The 18,068-nt window shown below is 33.0% G+C and carries 13 protein-coding genes; 1 reads left to right on the forward strand and 12 read right to left on the reverse strand.

The annotated features are described in order from the left end of the window. Positions 1-24: 24 nt before the first annotated feature. From ACFPTQ_RS08820 to ACFPTQ_RS08850, 7 genes are all read right to left on the reverse strand, one after another. Positions 25-1,926 (reverse strand): UvrD-helicase domain-containing protein, encoded by a 1,902-nt coding sequence (locus ACFPTQ_RS08820; RefSeq protein ID WP_379776477.1) that lies wholly within the window; start codon positions 1,924-1,926, stop codon positions 25-27. Further along, positions 1,908-3,527 (reverse strand): ATP-dependent nuclease, encoded by a 1,620-nt coding sequence (locus tag ACFPTQ_RS08825; protein ID WP_379776480.1) that lies wholly within the window; start codon positions 3,525-3,527, stop codon positions 1,908-1,910. The genes ACFPTQ_RS08820 and ACFPTQ_RS08825 overlap by 19 nt, the downstream gene beginning before the upstream one ends. 10 nt (positions 3,528-3,537) lie before the next feature. Then, on the reverse strand, positions 3,538-4,005 hold the full coding sequence (locus ACFPTQ_RS08830; protein ID WP_379776483.1) for an AAA family ATPase: 468 nt from the start codon (positions 4,003-4,005) through the stop codon (positions 3,538-3,540). A gap of 84 nt (positions 4,006-4,089) precedes the next feature. Beyond that, complete coding sequence (locus tag ACFPTQ_RS08835) at positions 4,090-4,716, reverse strand: AAA family ATPase (RefSeq protein WP_379776486.1); 627 nt, start codon at positions 4,714-4,716, stop codon at positions 4,090-4,092. A 131-nt stretch (positions 4,717-4,847) separates the two neighbouring features. Then, positions 4,848-5,213, reverse strand: coding sequence for a hypothetical protein (locus ACFPTQ_RS08840; protein WP_379776489.1), 366 nt, complete (start codon positions 5,211-5,213; stop codon positions 4,848-4,850). Between the two features lie 64 nt (positions 5,214-5,277). Further along, positions 5,278-5,796 carry a hypothetical protein gene (locus ACFPTQ_RS08845; protein WP_379776491.1) on the reverse strand — a complete coding sequence of 173 codons (519 nt, stop codon included), beginning with the start codon at positions 5,794-5,796 and terminating at the stop codon, positions 5,278-5,280. Next, positions 5,793-6,098 (reverse strand): helix-turn-helix domain-containing protein, encoded by a 306-nt coding sequence (locus tag ACFPTQ_RS08850; RefSeq protein ID WP_379776494.1) that lies wholly within the window; start codon positions 6,096-6,098, stop codon positions 5,793-5,795. The genes ACFPTQ_RS08845 and ACFPTQ_RS08850 overlap by 4 nt, the downstream gene beginning before the upstream one ends. Before the next feature lie 430 nt (positions 6,099-6,528). Here ACFPTQ_RS08850 and ACFPTQ_RS08855 point away from each other — a divergent pair, with 430 nt between their 5' ends. Beyond that, positions 6,529-6,687 carry a hypothetical protein gene (locus tag ACFPTQ_RS08855; RefSeq protein WP_379776497.1) on the forward strand — a complete coding sequence of 53 codons (159 nt, stop codon included), beginning with the start codon at positions 6,529-6,531 and terminating at the stop codon, positions 6,685-6,687. On the opposite strand, the gene ACFPTQ_RS08860 is transcribed toward ACFPTQ_RS08855, so the two are convergent. The 5 genes from ACFPTQ_RS08860 to ACFPTQ_RS08880 form a co-directional block, all read right to left on the reverse strand. Next, the gene (locus tag ACFPTQ_RS08860; protein ID WP_379776500.1) at positions 6,667-8,157 is read right to left on the reverse strand and encodes a hypothetical protein; all 1,491 of its coding nucleotides are present in this window, start codon (positions 8,155-8,157) and stop codon (positions 6,667-6,669) included. The two genes, ACFPTQ_RS08855 and ACFPTQ_RS08860, sit on opposite strands and share 21 nt — an antisense overlap. 518 nt (positions 8,158-8,675) lie before the next feature. Continuing rightward, on the reverse strand, positions 8,676-11,015 hold the full coding sequence (locus ACFPTQ_RS08865; protein ID WP_379776503.1) for a glycosyl hydrolase 115 family protein: 2,340 nt from the start codon (positions 11,013-11,015) through the stop codon (positions 8,676-8,678). Between the two features lie 40 nt (positions 11,016-11,055). Beyond that, the gene (locus tag ACFPTQ_RS08870; protein ID WP_379776506.1) at positions 11,056-12,942 is read right to left on the reverse strand and encodes a family 43 glycosylhydrolase; all 1,887 of its coding nucleotides are present in this window, start codon (positions 12,940-12,942) and stop codon (positions 11,056-11,058) included. A gap of 38 nt (positions 12,943-12,980) precedes the next feature. Beyond that, on the reverse strand, positions 12,981-15,617 hold the full coding sequence (locus ACFPTQ_RS08875; protein ID WP_379776510.1) for a glycosyl hydrolase family 28 protein: 2,637 nt from the start codon (positions 15,615-15,617) through the stop codon (positions 12,981-12,983). 426 nt (positions 15,618-16,043) lie between these two features. Next, on the reverse strand, positions 16,044-18,068 hold the full coding sequence (locus ACFPTQ_RS08880; protein WP_379776513.1) for a RagB/SusD family nutrient uptake outer membrane protein: 2,025 nt from the start codon (positions 18,066-18,068) through the stop codon (positions 16,044-16,046).

Below are 18,068 nucleotides of genomic sequence, written 5' to 3' on the forward strand. Positions count from 1 at the left end.
AAAAGTATTATATTCCTCTTTTTATTAATCTAAACAAACTACATTGTCAGCTCCAAATAATTCTTTTGCCTTTTCAATAACAGTTGGTTTAGGATTATGATAGTAAACGGCTAAATTTTCTTTTGCTCTTGTGCAACAAACGTAAAATATTTTTTGTGTTCTTTCCAAAACACTAGGTGTGCCACTATTTAAAAACAAATATTCAAAGTTGTAATCATTCCATTTACCATTATCCAGAATAACTAATACATTGCTAAATTCATCGCCTTTTGTTTTATGTTGTGTTGAGAATGGTGTTGTACCTTCTAAATAATCATATAGCTTCTGAAATTCAGTAAATTTTATGTTTTTCACCCGATTATAAACATATTCCTTTTCAGTAATAAATTTCAGTAAATTATCATCAACAAGACAAATTCCTTTTTCATTAGCTTCTATAATTATTTGTTCAATGGTCTTGTCTTCCACATTAGTTAAATCGATTATGCTTTTTTGCAATAATCTTTTTTGCTCTATATTTTTTAAATTATGTCTGAAATCCGTAACTCTTAAAAACTCATTATACTGCTTGTTTTTATATAATGAAATATTATTTTGAATTTTAAAAAGATGCTTTATTAAATGGTCTCTTTTCGACCCTTTTTTATTTTCATCTTCTTTATCTTGTTTTTTATCATCTAATAATTGGTCCTTGTCTAAATATATTTTTCTAAAAATTGAAAATGGATAATTTCTTGCAGTTGTATATAAATCATTATTTTCAGAGATAAACTGCCCAACTTGTGTTGAAGGTTTTACAGTCAAATTTACCTGATCAATAATTTCACCAAATGTTGCTTCTTCAGAAATTTCAATATTATCCTCCTTAATTTTCTTTGTGATTTTATTTTTTAGTTCAATTATTTTATCACGATCGTATATTTCCATTAAACCTCTAAATCCTGCTTTTCCTGCAATTAGATTATGGGTTAAATTTAATTCTTTTGTTTGCTTTGAATCTGAAAAATCCCAGCCTAGATAGTCTCTGAAAGTTTGTAAATTACCATCATTTGAATAAGCAAATTTTATATTACCATCTTTTACAATTCCATTCAGCATATTGGGTGCATTATCATCATCTGAATGAGTTTGAACTAAACCATCGGTATTAACTCTTAATCTGTTCGCTAATTCATATACTAATTTAGGATTTCTTCTATTTTGTTCTTTCTTAACTTCTTTTACTTTTCCAGCTTCATCACCTTTATAATCATCTAAATTACCTATACCATCCGGATAAATAGATTGCATAGCATCACCAAAAAAACCAATTATGTTTTTCTTTTTACTTTGATTTAAATAGGTAAGAAATATTTCAATTGCTTCTTTGTGAGTATCTTGATACTCATCAATAAATATAAATTGGTATCTGTCTTTTAAAATATCACATAGTTTTGGAAAACTTTGAAACATACTATTGGCAACAATCAATAATTCATCGTGAGAAATAATTCCTTCTTTAAGTCGTAAATATTCTTTGTATTGAATAGCTTCTTCCAAACTATCAAAATAATCAGAAGACACCGTTTCATTATCAATTTTTATTTTTGTTTCACTTTCATCATTTATTAATTTTATTAAAGTAGATTTTAGTTCTTTTTGAAAATGTTTAATATTGTCCCAAAGAAAATCGTGAATAGTGGTAACATTTAAATTATCATGATTTACCCTTTCTTCAATCTCTTTAACTGCTGCATTAGTATATGTCATACAAGCAACTTTAGAAGTTGGATTATCTTCAATTACTTGTTTAATTACTTGTACAAGAGAATAGGTTTTCCCGCTTCCGGCTCCACCACTTAAAAGAAAGTTATTACCATTTCTGATGTGTTCCATTATTTCTTGAAACTCATCTTTTTTTTCTAAAACTAATCCTGTTTCAACCATAACAATCCTTCTTTTATATATCCTGGTATTTGCCAATTACTAAAATCATCGTTACTATGGTATAGTATATCCAAAGCAAAATGAGTTTTTTTCTTAATACAATCTTCTGCTAATTGATAAGCATTATTAGCTGTATCATCAAAATTTGTTCGATTTTGTAAACCTTTAAATTCATCTTTTAATGGAGTGATAAATTCTCTGTTTAAATGAATAAATGAATCTTCAAAACTGCGAGAAATAAAACCGTTTTCTAGTATTTGGTAAACAACACATAATTTACCATTAGGATCAATATTCCATAAACCATTTTTATTACTAAAAGTTTTATTTTGAATAGTAAAAACTTTTAAATCAAGTAGTGTCGGATTATTGAAAAAGAAGCTTAAAGCATCGTTAGAATAGTTAACGCCAATCGATGGTTCACATTTTTTATTATCTAAACCAATAGTATCTAAATCGGTAATAACTAAAGTTTTTATGCCAATAAATTCTATGAATTTTTCAAAAATTTGGGAATATGCTCCAACTTCTATAATTGAAATGTTTTGAGAAAGAAGAGGAAGTGAATCATCAATTGTTCCAAGGTTTTTATGTTTTTTTTCTTCGTCTATATCATATTTTTTCATCAAAGTTGGAAACAAAATTCTTTCTGTATCACCTTCAATTAATATTGCTTTGTCAGCAAAAAATATCTCGGCTCTATTGATTGTGAGATATTGTTTTAGAAATTCATACAGTTTAGTATTTGCTTTATACTCTTCTTTTAATTCCTTTAAGTTTTTTGCGATGACAGAATTATTGTGGTTCTTTTTTAAGTATTTAATATCATCAAAATTACTTTCGGAAACAATATGTGAAGAATGTGTGCTTATTATTGATTGCAATTCTCCATTTTGACCATCATCCCTTTTAATTCCTTGTTTTAATAAATCTTTAATGTTTTTAATAAATACATATTGCATCTGTGGATGAGTATGCGCTTCTGGTTCTTCAATAAATAGTAAATTTATATCCGAAGGTTTTTCATCTTTACTGTTTTTAAAATCTTGAATAAGTATTTCAATTTCGAATATCATACTTATTAAATTCATATATCCAAGACCATTGTAATGTTCCGGTAACGAACTTTCGTTATGACTGTACATAACGGTTGTATTGCCTTCCAGTAGCTCGCGATGCTGTAATGTTGAAATTATTTCAATAATTGAATCGTCTTTTTTGATACCACCAAAAGTTTTGACTTTTTCAATAACATTCTTAAATAGATTTGAATAAATATCACTTAATACAAAATCAGTATCACTTAATTTATCTTTAAAATCATCAATTGCTTCTTGTTGTTCATCACTTGCTTCTGTTTTTTTGTAAATTTTTGAAGTCTGAATTGATAAAGTTTTATCAACTTCTTTGTTAGAAACCTCACGTTTAGCACTAATAAATTTAAAATTAATTATTTCTTTGATGCTGATTTTTTCTTTTATTAAATCGATAAAATTCAGCTCATTTTCTTCATTAGTACTTAAATCAAACTCAATGGATTTTTTAGCGAACGTAAAGTAATCTTGGTGATTTGCTTTTAAAAAATAAAATAAATCTTTCAAACACTTGGGTTCATTGTCCTTTTTCTTTTTTAATTTTTATTGCTTCTTTTTTTGTGAATTCATTATAATCAATTCTTAACTTATTTAATTTTTCGAAATCAAGAACGTATTCAAACCCTAAAATAATAAAGTTATTATTTGGATCTAAATCCATCATTACCCTTGATATATTTGACAAATCATCGTCTTCATTGTACTCAATAAATAGTTTTAATTTGATACCTTTTTGTTCAAAAACTTCAACATCTTCGGAGGGATTCTCAACAAGTGTTTTAATTTCATTTTTAAAATCTATATTAAAATCATCAAATGAAAATTTAGTTTTATCTGACTGATTTAAAAATTTATCCAATACAGCCAATAATGAGGTTTTACCACAATTATTTTTACCAATAACTAAAGAAAGTTCATTTTCAAGGTCTAATTGAAAGTTTTTTAGAAGTCTAAAGTTTTCAATTTTTATTTTATTTATCTTCATAATCCGTCGTTTATAAGGATTACCAAAATAGCAAATAATTCTGATTAATATTGTTTATCTACTTTTGACTTGTTAACTTACTTATCAAACTCTTTTATCAATAATATTTCTTTCAAACCCAATCAAATTAATCATTTCTCTTAATCTACTACGAACTCGATTCCCATACACATTCTCAATTTCACTTGCTGATAGATTTGTAGTTATATGCGTTTGTATTTTTTTAGAAGTAAAAATATCATAACGACTTAATAGAATTTCAGCCATTACGTTGCATTCGTTTCCGTAGTATTTTAGGTTGTTTTCTATTCCTAAGTCATCAAAGCATATTGTTTTTGGTTGTGATTCATATAATTTCCCGATACTGTATTTGTGAATGATTTGGTAGCCGTCCTGGATAAACTCAAAACTAATGTCCCGGCAGGGTTTTACTAAAAATTTATGTTCGGTAGAAGTGAGGTGTTTCATTAAATTCATTAAAGATGTTTTGCCACATCCAACTGGTCCAGAAAGCAGGATTCCTTTGTTGAGGTTAATCCCGTATTGGAAACATGTAGGCTCGTCTTTGAGGAAATAGGCAATGAGTTTGTAAATAATGGGATAATCGCTTTCAAGGATTTTAAAATGATTGCCATAGAGTTCGATGCCTTTTTTTTCGAGCCAAGTAATTACATCGGGGTAACTATAGTGGGATTTGATTTCATTTTTCATAATTTTTTTAATTTAACCGTGAAGGGCATAAACTAATTTGACTAAGCTCAGTGTGACAACGCAAGATTTGCAAAGAGAGATTGCTTCGTTCCTTGGAATTACAGTTTATGAGAACCTGAAACAAGTTCAGGTTAAAGCGGTTCTGAATAGTTTTTGTCGATTCCTGTGTTGAGGTGTTTGGCTCGATCTATTGGTGTTGTAGTAGTGTTGTGATTGAAGTTTATACTGTTGAGTATCCAATTTTGTGCCGCTGATTGCCAATCGACCATTGGAATTTTGCCCCCAACTAACCAACCCACACTGGAGAAATAATTGAAAAACTTTTGGGCTTCGAGTTCCGGGAAGTTATTTTCGAGGAAATAGGTTTTGATTTCATTGATTGTTGGATTGAGTTCCCTCGACTGCGCTCGGGATGACAAATTGGAATTTTCAATTTCATTCTTTTGCCGACTTTTTTCTGTTTGACTTTTATCGGAGTCGGCGAATGTTAAAAACATTTCTTTTTTCGCGGAACTTTTTTCTTTTTTAGCAGCTTCTATTTTTAAAAAATTGTCATCATTTTTATTTTTTTTTTGCTTGCTCGTCCAAGTTTACAATCTTTAAATCGTTTGAATTGTTTGGTATGTTTGTATTGTTTATATAAGATACTAAAGCTTGTTCAGTACTAGTCTCATTAGTTGTGTCACTACTAGTTCTCGACTTGTTCAGTACTTGTTCATTAACTGGTTCAAAAACTGGTTTGCTTTTTGGTATTGATGTTTTTTCGCTTTTGGGAATTGGCTTTAAATCGTCTGAAAAATTGAATAAATAAACATGACTTCCTTTGAAAGGATTGTAAGATGGTTCGTAATTGATATATCCCAGGGTATGTAAATTTTTCAGACATTTATGATAAGTAGTTTTAGAACTGATTTTACTAATTCGCATCACTTCATCACGGGAAATGCTGATTGGATTTTTAAATCGATTGCAGTTCCAGAATTGGAATAAGGCAACATACAAACTTACGTGGGTTGGATTGAGGGTTTTGTCAATGGCTACTTTCTCAAAGAAACCAGTGAGGTGTTTAATGTAGTTCATCGGACAAGCCATTTTGGATTGAATAAAGTAACTGTAGCATCCACTTTATTAGCTTCCAGTAATTTATCTAAATCGGCACTAGAGTAGTATATGATACCGCCAATTTTAGTATAAGAAATAATTCCATTGATGCGAAGGTTTTGTAAAGTACCTGGAGAGATGTTTAGAAGCTTACGGACTTCATTGGATTTTAGCCATTGTTTTGTTTGCTCCGGTTTAGATTGCAGGATTTCTTTTAAATCGTTTAATAAAAGACTTCGGAATTCGTTTAGATCTTCTCTTGTAATAACTTCAATTGCCATAATTTTCTATTTTAAGTTGGTTACAAATAGAATTCATTATGCTTTATCAAACCAGTTGCAGGGGTTGTGCAACCCCTATCGAATAGTAGCAAAACAAACTATTTAGATGAAAAAAGATTTTAATAATGGCTTTAGTGATTGTATTTAAAATCATTTATAACTAGATTTGCTTAATAAATAAAATATAGGGGTATACCCTAAAAGATATATTAGCGAAAGTTATTTCGAGCATCAGAAAACCGCCAAAGATTCTACAAAAAGCTCTACAAATAAACTGTCGCCTACGCAATGCGTGGGCTCGGTTTATCGGAGCTGTGGGTGCTTGGCGGTACCTCTGATGCTGGTGATCGATGTCCCACGCAGTTGTTTTATAGCACTACTGAATGGCATTGATAATTTTAGTTTTAAATTATTTAAAATTGTGAATGATATGCAGGAAGCTGTTTCGCCAGAACTTCAAGAATTTATAAATACAAATAAAATAACAAGTATTGCTGCTCTATTGCAAATAGAGGCTGAGCAATTACTGGGGATGGAAGGTTTTGGTTGGCGATTAATGAAGGAAGTTTTAAAGCTTCGTGCAATTTAATAAATCTATAATTTTTTCCCTCACGGCATATTTTGTTGCAGTTTCTACATTGTAATATTTTGAATTTAAACTATCCACTGAAATTCTATCGGTTATCTTAGTTTTGAAATGATTGGATATAAATCTAAATATTGCACGCTGCGTTTTGGGTTGCAAAATTCCTGTCTGAATTAGTAAACTAAAAAAATAGCTGAGTTGAGGTACCGATAATCCCGTGAGAATTTTGTCATTTATCTCTTGATTTTCAGGTCTGGAAATTGGATAGGGTTCAAGAATTCTCTTTTGATTTAAGTAATATATTTCCTCTTCAATCCATCCTATAATTTGTTCCTTTGTAGTAGGTAGAATTTTTATTAATTTACGTTGTGTATATAAAATTTTTTGATTTGTAGACTTTAGATATTTATAAAGCAATTTAATTTTTTCAATATCTGTTTCCTGCTCTTCTAATGCAGTGTTTATTTGATCAGTATAATAATTGAAAAAATCAAGTGTGTTAAAATTTAACATGATTAAACATTCTTCCAATTCTGTTGTGGATGCCAATACTTTTTTGTTATTGGCAAAATCCAAAAGTCTGGTTATAAATTCTACGCTATAAAAAAGCTCATGATAGGTAATCGATTGAGGTATTTTTAACTCAATGATTTTTGACAAATTTTCTTCAATTAGCATCATCAATTTTTTATTAAACTGTAAATCAGTACTTAGTGTTTTAATACTATTGTATTGATCTTCAATTTTGGTTTTTGTTTTAATAATTGCTTTTATTGGTACCGGACTGTTTCTATCCAGATATTTATAATAATCTTTTTCGATATGACACATTAACTTTTCAATATAGATGTATGTTAGTTTTATACAATCTATTTCAATATCATTAGTTGAAAATTCATAAATATCTGAAACTGATTCCGGATTAATTTTTTGAAGTAATTTGTTTAAAAAACATTCGATATTGGATTGTTTTTTATGTATAAAATCCTGAATTTGTATTTTAGTATTTAACTTTGAAATAATTTCTTTAATCCTTCTCTTTACCAGTTCCGCTTCAGTTTTTAAAAGCCAATTGTAATACAGGAAAAATAGGTTTTCTTTTGGAAGTTCTTCTAATTTACAATTTACTACAATGTATAATATAGGGTTATCATTGTTCCATATATAGTTTTTATTTTTATCCTGAAGTTCTAATTGTTTTTCAATTTTTGGTAGCCATTTTAATAATTCTTTAGCAGGTGCTGACTGAACCTTTTTCAAAGCAGGTGCATTAGGATGCAGGTTGTGTATGGCTTTCCTAATTTTGTATTGAATTTTATCAGTAGTTTTTACAAAGTCGATTTGATAAATTAAATAGCTTTGAGGGACTACGTTCTGTAATTGCGTAATAATTTGCTCATTAGAGAACTTTTTATGATTTTGTATTTCAATGATTAAAATGTCAAATATTTCCAGTAAGTATTTGTACTTCATAATTGTAATAAACTATTTTTTGATATGTAATTTATACAATTGAATAGTTCTAATTTGGATACTTTCAGTTATGAAGATATAATTGGAGTTTAAGGAAACCCGATTATAAAAAAATGTGAAGTCCTAAAATAGTAATCAATTGTTTTCAAACTTGTTTGATTATTTTACATTTTGGACAACTGTAACTTACATAAGGAAATAGTAGCACATAGTCAAATGACTACTGCTTTCCTAAATGATAAATCCGTGGTATTTAGTTGGACTTTTTATGTACGCTCTTTTTGAGGAGTCTTTGTAATAGACTAAGTTATTTTAACTATAATCTGTAGAAATTAATAATATGAATAAACTAAATTTTATCGTGTTTTTCTATCTATCCTAGTTAACGAAAAGAAAGGAGACAAATTAAAATTATCTCCTTCTTTTACCGAACAACCAAATGAACTAACTAACTAAGTCTATTATTAATAACAAACGTTATTATATTCTATTTTTAAATCTACTTTGATTAATGCCTTTCAATAAAGCAAAATCTGATCGATTACAACACCTTCATCAATAGCTGTAATTATCAGCTGATGAGTTGCTAGTTTGCTAACCGGAAACTTCAATTGTTTGATTGCCTGGTTTCGCAAAACGTTTTCTTTCCATTCTTCACTGCGCCCTTGTGTTTCGTATGATAAAGTTTGCGGTGTGCCACCATCCAATGATACTGAAAAACGCAATCGGTCGCCCTGTACAGGGTGGTTAGGTAATAAATGAATTTCTATTTCTACCGTATTTTTTTTCCAGTCATTGAAAGAATAAGTGAGTGAAGTACTTTTACTCACGCCAACGGCTTTTCCTGCATAACCCAACCCTTCAAGCAGAAGGGATTTACCATTTATACATTCGACTCCATTCAGGGTGATTACAGGATTCCTTTCCTCAACCATTGGATTTAATAAAAGTTCACGCTTCACTTTTTCAAACACTGGCAATTTGTGTGGTTGAAAATCCATAATTCGGTTCCATTTTCCCTTATTATAAATCCGCGTCAGGCTCACAATACTATCGTACGCTAAATCGGACTCTGTCCATTCGGCCTTTCCATAACGTGCTAGTTGTCCTTTCAGCAGTTTATTATTCATCTGAGTAGCTGCTTGCACGGGGTATTTTACCAATTGAAAATAACTTTCATTACTTCTTTCCTGAATCTGACCGGATAATTGTTCAACTTTGTCTGATAACTTTTTGTATGCATTCAAACGATTATGGATATAGGATTCACTCCAAGGTAAATCTTTAATAACTTTATATGCAGGGTCTTTCTCTTCTTCCCGCGTATTTCCCATAAATTCGGGTTTTCGTATATAGGCTAACCTGTAATATTCCTGCATTACAGAATTGAGTTCTTTACCCATATTCATGCCGAATTCCCGTTCCAGAAAATGTCGCTGATGAGCAATTACACCTTCATTTGTAACAGCATCTATGTCCCAGGCCATGTCCATAAAAAGTTCAATCTGGTATTCTAATGGTTTTATATCGCCTACATTGAGAATCCATATTTTTTGAACACCTTTATCATACGCTAGTTTCATTTGTTGATAAATCAGGGATGGATGAGCAGTGCCTAACCACAAATAGTCGTGGGGACGACCCCAGTAAGAAGCATGATAATAGACTCCATTACCACCTTGACGGGTTTTTTCTTTTTCAGTCGGGAAATGATGGATATAGCCGTAATTATCATCACACCACATCAATGTTACATCATCGGGTACTTGTAAACCAGTATTATAGACATCAAGTACTTCTTTATATGGAATAAATACCTGAGGTACTTTAGTGACATCTTTATTTACATATTTGACAAGAAGTTCTCGTTGGTCTTTAAAAACTCGATCTAATACGGTCTTTTGTTCCTCAACTGTTTTCGCCCCCTGCATTTGACCGTCATGCACTCCTCGCATTCCTAATGTATAAAGGATATTTTGTCCAGCTACTTCTTTTATCCGATCTTCCCAGAATTTAGCTACCGAACTGCTATTATTCACATAATCATAATCACCGTTACCTCTGCGTTTCCATTCACCGGCTGCGTTACATGCCATCGGTTCACAATGTGATGAACCGATATAAATTCCATATTTATCTGCAATTTCCCGGTTGCCCTCCGTCATGAAAAAAGGAAGTGTCACTTCATGCATAGCAGGCCAGTAAGTATTAGCTCGTAAACGAAGTAACAACTCAAAAATACGTTCATGAGTACGAGGACCAATATGGCCTTTCACACTTGAAGGTTCATAAGTCTGGTTACTCCAGGGTAACAATCCCCAATCTTCATCATTAATAAAAATACCTCTAAACTCGACTTTTGGGGCTTCCATTTTACGGAAACCGAAAGGGAGTTTAAATTCATCTTTCTTTGCAGGAATAGCATCTGCCCACCATTCCCAAGGGGAAATACCTATCAGGCGTGAAAGCTCCATGATACCGTATGCTGTTCCTAACTGATCACTTCCAACAATAATTAATTTACCATTGGAGGTAACGGTTAGCAAGAACGCTTGCTTTTGTGCTTTTATCGTTGATAAGTTTATTTTATTATCTTTTGCCAAACGGTTTATATCTTTATTTAAACCTATTGTGCCAATCAGAATATGACTACTCTTAAAGTTATCCGATATTTCAAGCTTTCCCCCGAAAATGGCATTGACATCTTTTTGTAAAAGCGATATCGCAGTTTTTACAACAGTTTTTTCCTTTTTATCAAAGTTAATATAAGTGGTTTCACTATGTTTAAACAAGGTAGATTGAGCTTTTAGTGAAAAGGTCGTAGCTACCATTATCATTAATATAAATGTCTTTTTCATTTTATAATCTATAATCTGGATTTTTCTATTTAAATGCAATTTATAATGTTGGAGTAACGGGTTTAATAGAACCGTCTTCGTTAAATTCGAGTTTATCAATACAAACTTCACGGTGATAGCCGGCTGCCCAACCCATTTTTATAGCATTAGGTCTGCGAAAACGATGATATACTATGTACCATTCATCTTTTCCTGGAATTTGTAGAATCGAATTATGACCAGTTCCATATATTCCCTTCAGGGGATTCTTTGATAATATCAGATTGTTTTCAGGAATAGTAATTGGCCCCATAGGATTATCTGAAAATCCGTATCTTACGCGGTAGTCTTCACTGCGGGTATCATTTTCCGACCACAGGAAATAATATTTCTCCTTTCGATGAAATACATAAGTTCCTTCAGTAAAATGCGGAGGAGTTATCATCTTCGCAGTTTCCTTCTTTATGGTTAACATATCCTCATTTAATTCGGCAACTGCCATATATCCACATCCCCAGTACAAATAATCTTTTCCCGTTTTTGGATCTGTAAAAACATCCGGATCTATTTGCTGACCACCTTTTTGTCCCATCAGTTTATAGTCAATCAGGGGTTTTCCTGAGTCTTTAAACGGACCTATGGGATTGTTACTAACAGCTACTCCTATCTTTTTATCTGCGGTATAATAGTAATAGTATTTATATTTTTGATTGATTTTCTTTTCTATAATGCAGGGAGCCCAGGCAAACTTTTTAGCCCAAGAAACATCTGTTTTCAGATTGAGTATGACACCTTCATCTTTCCAATCCTTCAAATTGGCAGAAGAGTATGCTTTAAAGTAATCTCCACTCCATCCATGAAAGCCATCGCTGGTTGGGTATATGTAATATTTTCTTGTTTTGTTGGAATACATTACTTCAGGATCAGCATAGTAGCCTTCAATTACCGGATTATTTTTATTATCGAAAGGGGTGTAGCCTCTATCAGCACCTTCGCTACTCATTTCTATCTTTTTGATAGAACCATCAGTGTTGTATTGCATAAATTCGGCGCAAACTGATCGGCTATAGTTACCGCCAGTTTCCTCTAATCCTCCATTGTGATAAAAGAAATACGATTGTCCCTTAAATTCGGTAATTGAAATATGATTTGTATTGCTATTTCTGGCGACTTCAAAAAGAAGTCCCTTGTATTCGTAAGGTCCTTCAATTTTATCAGCCATGGCGTAAGCAACTTTTTCAGGGTATCCAGTTGCATAAGTCAGATAATATTTTGCCTTGTATTTATGTATCCGGGGAGCTTCCGAAAAGCGAAACCCATCAAAGTCAAGTTTTTTTACCGAGCCGTCTAATTCAGTCATATTCTCCCTGAGTTTGACATAATAACATGATTTGCTTCCCCAAAAGAGCCATGCCTGGTCATCATCGTCAATAAAAACGGAAGGATTAAGACAAACTCCTGATTGCGTTGTATTACCACAGTCCCAATCTTTAAGCAGTGGTTTCCCCAATGCATCTTTGAATGGTCCTTGAGGACGGTTTGACACTGCCACTCCGATTCCTGATCCGTTAGAGCTCATGTACCAATAATATTTTCCATTTCGTTTTATGATTGCTGAAGCATTAGTTGTTCCGGTTTTTTCCCATACAAAATCGGATTTTTTCAGGGGGAGGGGATACTCAGTCCAATTTATCATATCTGTTGTTGAGAATACACTCCAATTTTTCATATTGTATCCATTTTGATGTTCAGTTATATCATGTCCAGTATATAACCAAAGTGTATCATCGACAATTAACGTTGCCGGATTAGCCGTAAATTTGTGTCGGATAATCGGATTACCATTTGATTTGAAACGATAAATTTTATCCTGAGCATTTGATTTCATTGTCAATGCTGACAACAAAAAAAGGACTAAAATAAGTTTGATTTTATATTTTGATTTCATCAAGAATAAATTACTAAATATATTAATTTAAAGGGAGTTTAGTTTGCGATTAGATTATTTATAGTTATAAAGCAGTCATCGCTCCCTAATCGTGTTCCATCTTTTTTGTACCAGACCCCACGATCTCCGGTTACTTCAATCTTTAAAAAATACTTCCCATGAGGTAATTGAGGACTTATAAAACGAATACCTTTATCAGGAACTTTACAGTAAAAATCAACGAGAGAACTGAAGAACTGAACACCTTGTTGATCAACAATAGTCATTCGGGCATAACCTCCATGTGGATTAATTTCCCCAAAAACGGAAATCTGACTTCCGGAAAATGGGTACTCAAAAGTTTCTCCTTTTCTGTTGGAACGAAACAGTGTCTTGCTATCTTTTGCTTTGTTTTGGGTATAGCTATAGCTATCTGCTGTGGAGAGAGTCCCAGACAATACGTCCCAACTCTCTCTGTATTCCGGGATTGACAATTTTGTACGATCGGTCTGCATAGGTAGCCAAACATAGGTAGCAGCAGAGGCTTGGCGGGGGTACGACCAACGATCTCCCATATACATTGGAATTGTATCATTGCCTCGTACTAAGGGGAATACAAAAGAGCTTTGAGAATTCCAGGTTAGGGATCCTGCCGGACAAAAAAAACCTTGTTTTGTCCATGGGCCTTCTACTGTTGGCGCAGTGTAATAAAAATTATCGTTACGTTCCCAGCTTGTCAGATTGGAGTATATCAGATAGTAAATACCATTTTTCTTAAACATAGTAGGTGATTCACCTGAATCGGGGATATGGTCAGCTACTATCGTTTCAGCGGACTTATAATCATTACTAAGTCTGTAGTTTATACCATGATGTATTAACAAATATCCTTTTCCATCCGTATCTTGAAAAGTTCCCATATCCCATTTCTTAATAGGTTTTCCATTATACATTAATGGCCCCTGAAATTTATACTCTCCGGCAATCGTTTTAGAAGTGGCATAACCAATATAGGGATCGTTGTATTTCAAATCATCGCAATGCATATACATCACATATTCCCCTGTTGAGGGGCAGTGCATAACTTTGACACGTTCTCCGATACGATTTGGACCCAATAAGCCCTCTTTTTGCGGAGATAACACAATCCTCTCAAATTTCCAGTTCACCATATCGGGTGAAGAATAACAACTAAAACCGATAAATTTATTGATGCTATCAGTTTTGTACTCGCCAAACAGATAATACTTCCCATTTTCCTGCAACAGACAAGCACCGTGGGCATTCACCGTATTACGGTTATTATCATACCAAGGAATACCATTATAAATGAGATTCTTATTGTATTTGATATTTGCTTCAGTTACATTTTCAGCATTCACCACATTTTTGGTAAAGTTGTTCACCTTTTCAATATCCACATTCCGTATTTCCACATTCCGTATGGGCAAGCGGGGATCTCCTTTTAGTTCATAAATAGCATCAGTTTTTTTACAACTTACATTTTTCAGGTGAATACCATCAATTTTTGTAATCTTGGTTTCGTATGTAGGTACGAGGTCTTTCCACTGATAAAGAACATCTGTGTCAATTTCGAGGATACGCTGTGTACTTCCCGATTGAACATTTTCCATATAAATATTTTCAATAAAGCCTCCGCGACGATGATTAGTTTTTACAAAAAAGAAGCGGCGCACATCCCGTGCTTTACAGTTATACATATATACATTCCGGATACCTCCTGAGATTTCACTGCCTATTCCCAGCATAGTATGACCATTAATAATATTGCAATTTCGAATAACAATATTTTCGCTAGGCGTATGTAATCGCCATGCATCACGGTTACGACCAGCCTTGATGACAACGGCATCATCTCCCTGATCGAAAGTGCAATTCTCAACCAACAGGTTTCGACTCATTTCCAAATCTATTCCATCGTTGTTATGTCCGTGGGCTTTTACGTCTAGATTTCGGGCAATCCCTCCGTTACACATATAGAGATGTACTGTCCAAAATGGGCTTTCACGTATCTTAAAACCATCCAGCAAAACGTTTTCGCAACGATTGAAATGAATCAAATGAGGACGTAAATTATTTTCACCTACTGCCATTTGTCGCTCTACGACAGGTACATCAGTAGATGCTTTTGTATATAGTTCTTTCAATGCGTTCAGGTGAGTTTCCGGACGGGCAAACCATTTTTTCCATAGATCCATCTCCGGCTTTAACGTTCCTGTTCCTGTAATGGCTATATTTTTACATTGAAAAGCATAAATAAGGGGTGAATAATTGTAACATTCCATTCCTTCCCATGAAGTCAACACAGCCGGAAGATAATCTTGTGGATTGTCTGTGAAAGATAAAACAGCATTTTCTGCCAAATATAAATTGACATTACTCTTAAAATGGATTGGGCCGGTCACCCAGATACCAGCGGGAACGATCACCCTGCCACCACCGGCGGCATTGCAGGCTTCGATGGCTGCGGCCATCGCTTTGGTATTAACCGGTCCATCTTTTTTTGCACCATAATCAGTAATCATAAAGTCTTTCTTAGGAAATTTATATATTCGAATTGGCATCATTGGGAATGGCGCTTTAACTTTAGTATAACTATACTGATTTGTATTAGTTTGCGAAAAATCAAAACCATATACGAATAAGCTGAGTAAAATAATTAGTGTTTTTTTCATAAAGTTGTAAATGATTTTATCATTTTTATTTGTTGTTTATTATTTAAAATAATGTTTTCTCTTTTTGCCAGATATCTGTTGTTATTTAACTTTAATAGTTTAAATAACTGTCTTTAAGAGCAAACAAAAACAATTCTATTTATAATAGTGATACAAAAATATTGTCACATAGTTGAATAAAACAGAGGTAAATCAGTCTAAAAGAGGGGTAATATTGAACACCCCCATTTTTTTAAACAAATAAAACTCAATATTCATAAAATTGAATTTTCTTATTATTTGCTTAATAGGGCATGCCTTCAAGATTTTTAGTTTTTCAATATTTAATAAGTCAACTTCAAACTTATTTAATGAAACTAATTTATTGAATCAAAAAAAAGTCACTCTAAGAACTAACTCAGAGTGACCTTCATTGTAATATTATTTTTATTGCTGGGCTGGTTTATCTGCTTCAGTTGGCCAATAAGGGTTTTGATATATTGGTGAATTTGCAATTGTTACTCCATCGGGAGCAGTTAATTGAAATTGTTTAATCATTATCGGTTGCAGATAATGTGCCATTTTCCATTTAAACCCACTATATCCTTTTTGTGAAGCTCTTAAACGGTACGGTCGAAGATATTGACTATCAGAACTAGGCGAAACATTCGCACTAGTTGAACCATCTGCCTTTAAATTCGTGTACCAAGACTGCATTGGAGTGTTCCATAAATGGAAACCTTCAGGAATATAAGGAGTAGTAATCATTTGGTCCATTGCTCTCCAACGACAAACATCCATAAAGCGCAATCCTTCGGATATAAATTCTGAACGACGTTCACGGCGGATATTATATAATGTAGCATTAATTAATTGTCCTCCGGAGTAAGCCCCCCAATCATTTTCTGCTTCTTTAATCATATTAGTAGCAGCAATAGTAGCATCAATATCATCATTTACTTTTGCACGTTGACGGATTATTTTCCAATATTCACGTGCTGAGGCATCCAATGTACTATTTCTTTCATAACTTGCTTCCATATAATTCAATAAGGCTTCAACAGAACGGTACAATACAAGAGCTGTAAAACCTTGATTTTGTCCGGGATAATATTTAGTGGTCAAAGCCCCGCCTTTTCGAAGCGCATATCCGGTAGTATAACGTGTCTGATCAGCACCGTCTGTAATTCTCGGGAAAGGTTCTGTAAAGAAAAGAGCAAGAGGGGTTGTACCATTATCAAGAATATTTTTCTGCGTTGGCTCTTTCAAAAACAAGGATAAACGGGAGTCTCTATTTGTACGAACATCTGCAATAGTTTTATCACCTTTGTAATATCCATCTCCATCGGCATAAGTTCCGTGTGTATAAACGGGTTTACCATCAGCCATCAAGTAATTCTGAATCAAAGAACGTGTTACACCAACTCCCCAGTTACCTTGATTAGCTGCAAGAGATATGTCATTTGTTGCAATTCCCTGTGCATATTGGCGCCATAGTAAAACTTCTGATACAGATGCTAGATTTTCTACAGCATACATATCATAATACGGATTTGCTGCTGCGGTCGTACTCTGTTGCAATACGCCTGTATTTACTGTCAATTTACTTTTATACTTGTCTGCAACTTCTTTAGAAGCTACCATTGCCTGATCTAAGAAATAGTTGATTTCACTGTCAATATTTCCACTCGGAAACTGATAATTGGCATTGTAATCTTTTAATTTCCCTGGCCATTCTGTTCCATTTGGAACAAAAGCTGTTCCTTTAAAATATTTCAACCAAGTTCCTTCATACAAAGCTACTCTGGACTTTATTAGAAGGGCAAGGTCACGATTTATCCGTGTGGTAGCCAAATCTTTGCTATTAAGCAAGGTTATTGCTTTATCTAAATCAGAAAGAATAAAACGTGCTACCTCATTACGAGGCATACGTTTGCTAGCTTCATTAAGAATTGTTTGGTCATCGGATAATGGTTCAGTAATGATTGGAAAATCACCAAAATTTTGATAACGGTTGAAATATTCAAGTGCACGTAATACATACATTTCACCAATAAAATGACGTACACTTCCTAAATCTCCTGTAATCGTATTATTGGCACCAGTAAGGTCTGTTCCGAAATTAGGTAAGACTCTTGAAAAAAAATAATTACAACGGTAAATATTTCCAAATGACCAGTTTCCTCCTGACTGAGGTACTTTCCACTGGCCTTCAAAGAAAATATCAGGAGAAGAACTTGCTATCTGATTATCAGTTCCTGCATCAGTAGCATAGTAACCATAGGAGTTATTAGCACTTCCAGGTAATATACGTGGGTACATATCATCTGAGTAAGCTTGTAGTTGCGAAGCAACTGTAAAATAGGATTCAGGTGATACACTAGATAAAGGCTCACGGTCGAGATAATCCTGACAGGAAGTCATTCCAGCAAAAACAAGTGCAAATAATGTTATATTGATATACTTTTTCAT

This window comes from Flavobacterium sp. GCM10022190 (assembly GCF_042656445.1).
GTDB lineage: Bacteria > Bacteroidota > Bacteroidia > Flavobacteriales > Flavobacteriaceae > Flavobacterium > Flavobacterium nitratireducens.

Coding starts and splice junctions, on each gene's coding strand:
- ACFPTQ_RS08820 (WP_379776477.1), bottom strand. CDS start 1,926: ATGGTTGAAACAGGATTAGTTTTAGAAAAAAAAGATGAGTTTCAAGAA.
- ACFPTQ_RS08830 (WP_379776483.1), bottom strand. CDS start 4,005: ATGAAGATAAATAAAATAAAAATTGAAAACTTTAGACTTCTAAAAAAC.
- ACFPTQ_RS08835 (WP_379776486.1), bottom strand. CDS start 4,716: ATGAAAAATGAAATCAAATCCCACTATAGTTACCCCGATGTAATTACT.
- ACFPTQ_RS08840 (WP_379776489.1), bottom strand. CDS start 5,213: ATGTTTTTAACATTCGCCGACTCCGATAAAAGTCAAACAGAAAAAAGT.
- ACFPTQ_RS08845 (WP_379776491.1), bottom strand. CDS start 5,796: ATGAACTACATTAAACACCTCACTGGTTTCTTTGAGAAAGTAGCCATT.
- ACFPTQ_RS08850 (WP_379776494.1), bottom strand. CDS start 6,098: ATGGCAATTGAAGTTATTACAAGAGAAGATCTAAACGAATTCCGAAGT.
- ACFPTQ_RS08855 (WP_379776497.1), top strand. CDS start 6,529: ATGCAGGAAGCTGTTTCGCCAGAACTTCAAGAATTTATAAATACAAAT.
- ACFPTQ_RS08860 (WP_379776500.1), bottom strand. CDS start 8,157: ATGAAGTACAAATACTTACTGGAAATATTTGACATTTTAATCATTGAA.
- ACFPTQ_RS08865 (WP_379776503.1), bottom strand. CDS start 11,015: ATGAAAAAGACATTTATATTAATGATAATGGTAGCTACGACCTTTTCA.
- ACFPTQ_RS08870 (WP_379776506.1), bottom strand. CDS start 12,942: ATGAAATCAAAATATAAAATCAAACTTATTTTAGTCCTTTTTTTGTTG.
- ACFPTQ_RS08875 (WP_379776510.1), bottom strand. CDS start 15,617: ATGAAAAAAACACTAATTATTTTACTCAGCTTATTCGTATATGGTTTT.
- ACFPTQ_RS08880 (WP_379776513.1), bottom strand. CDS start 18,068: ATGAAAAAGTATATCAATATAACATTATTTGCACTTGTTTTTGCTGGA.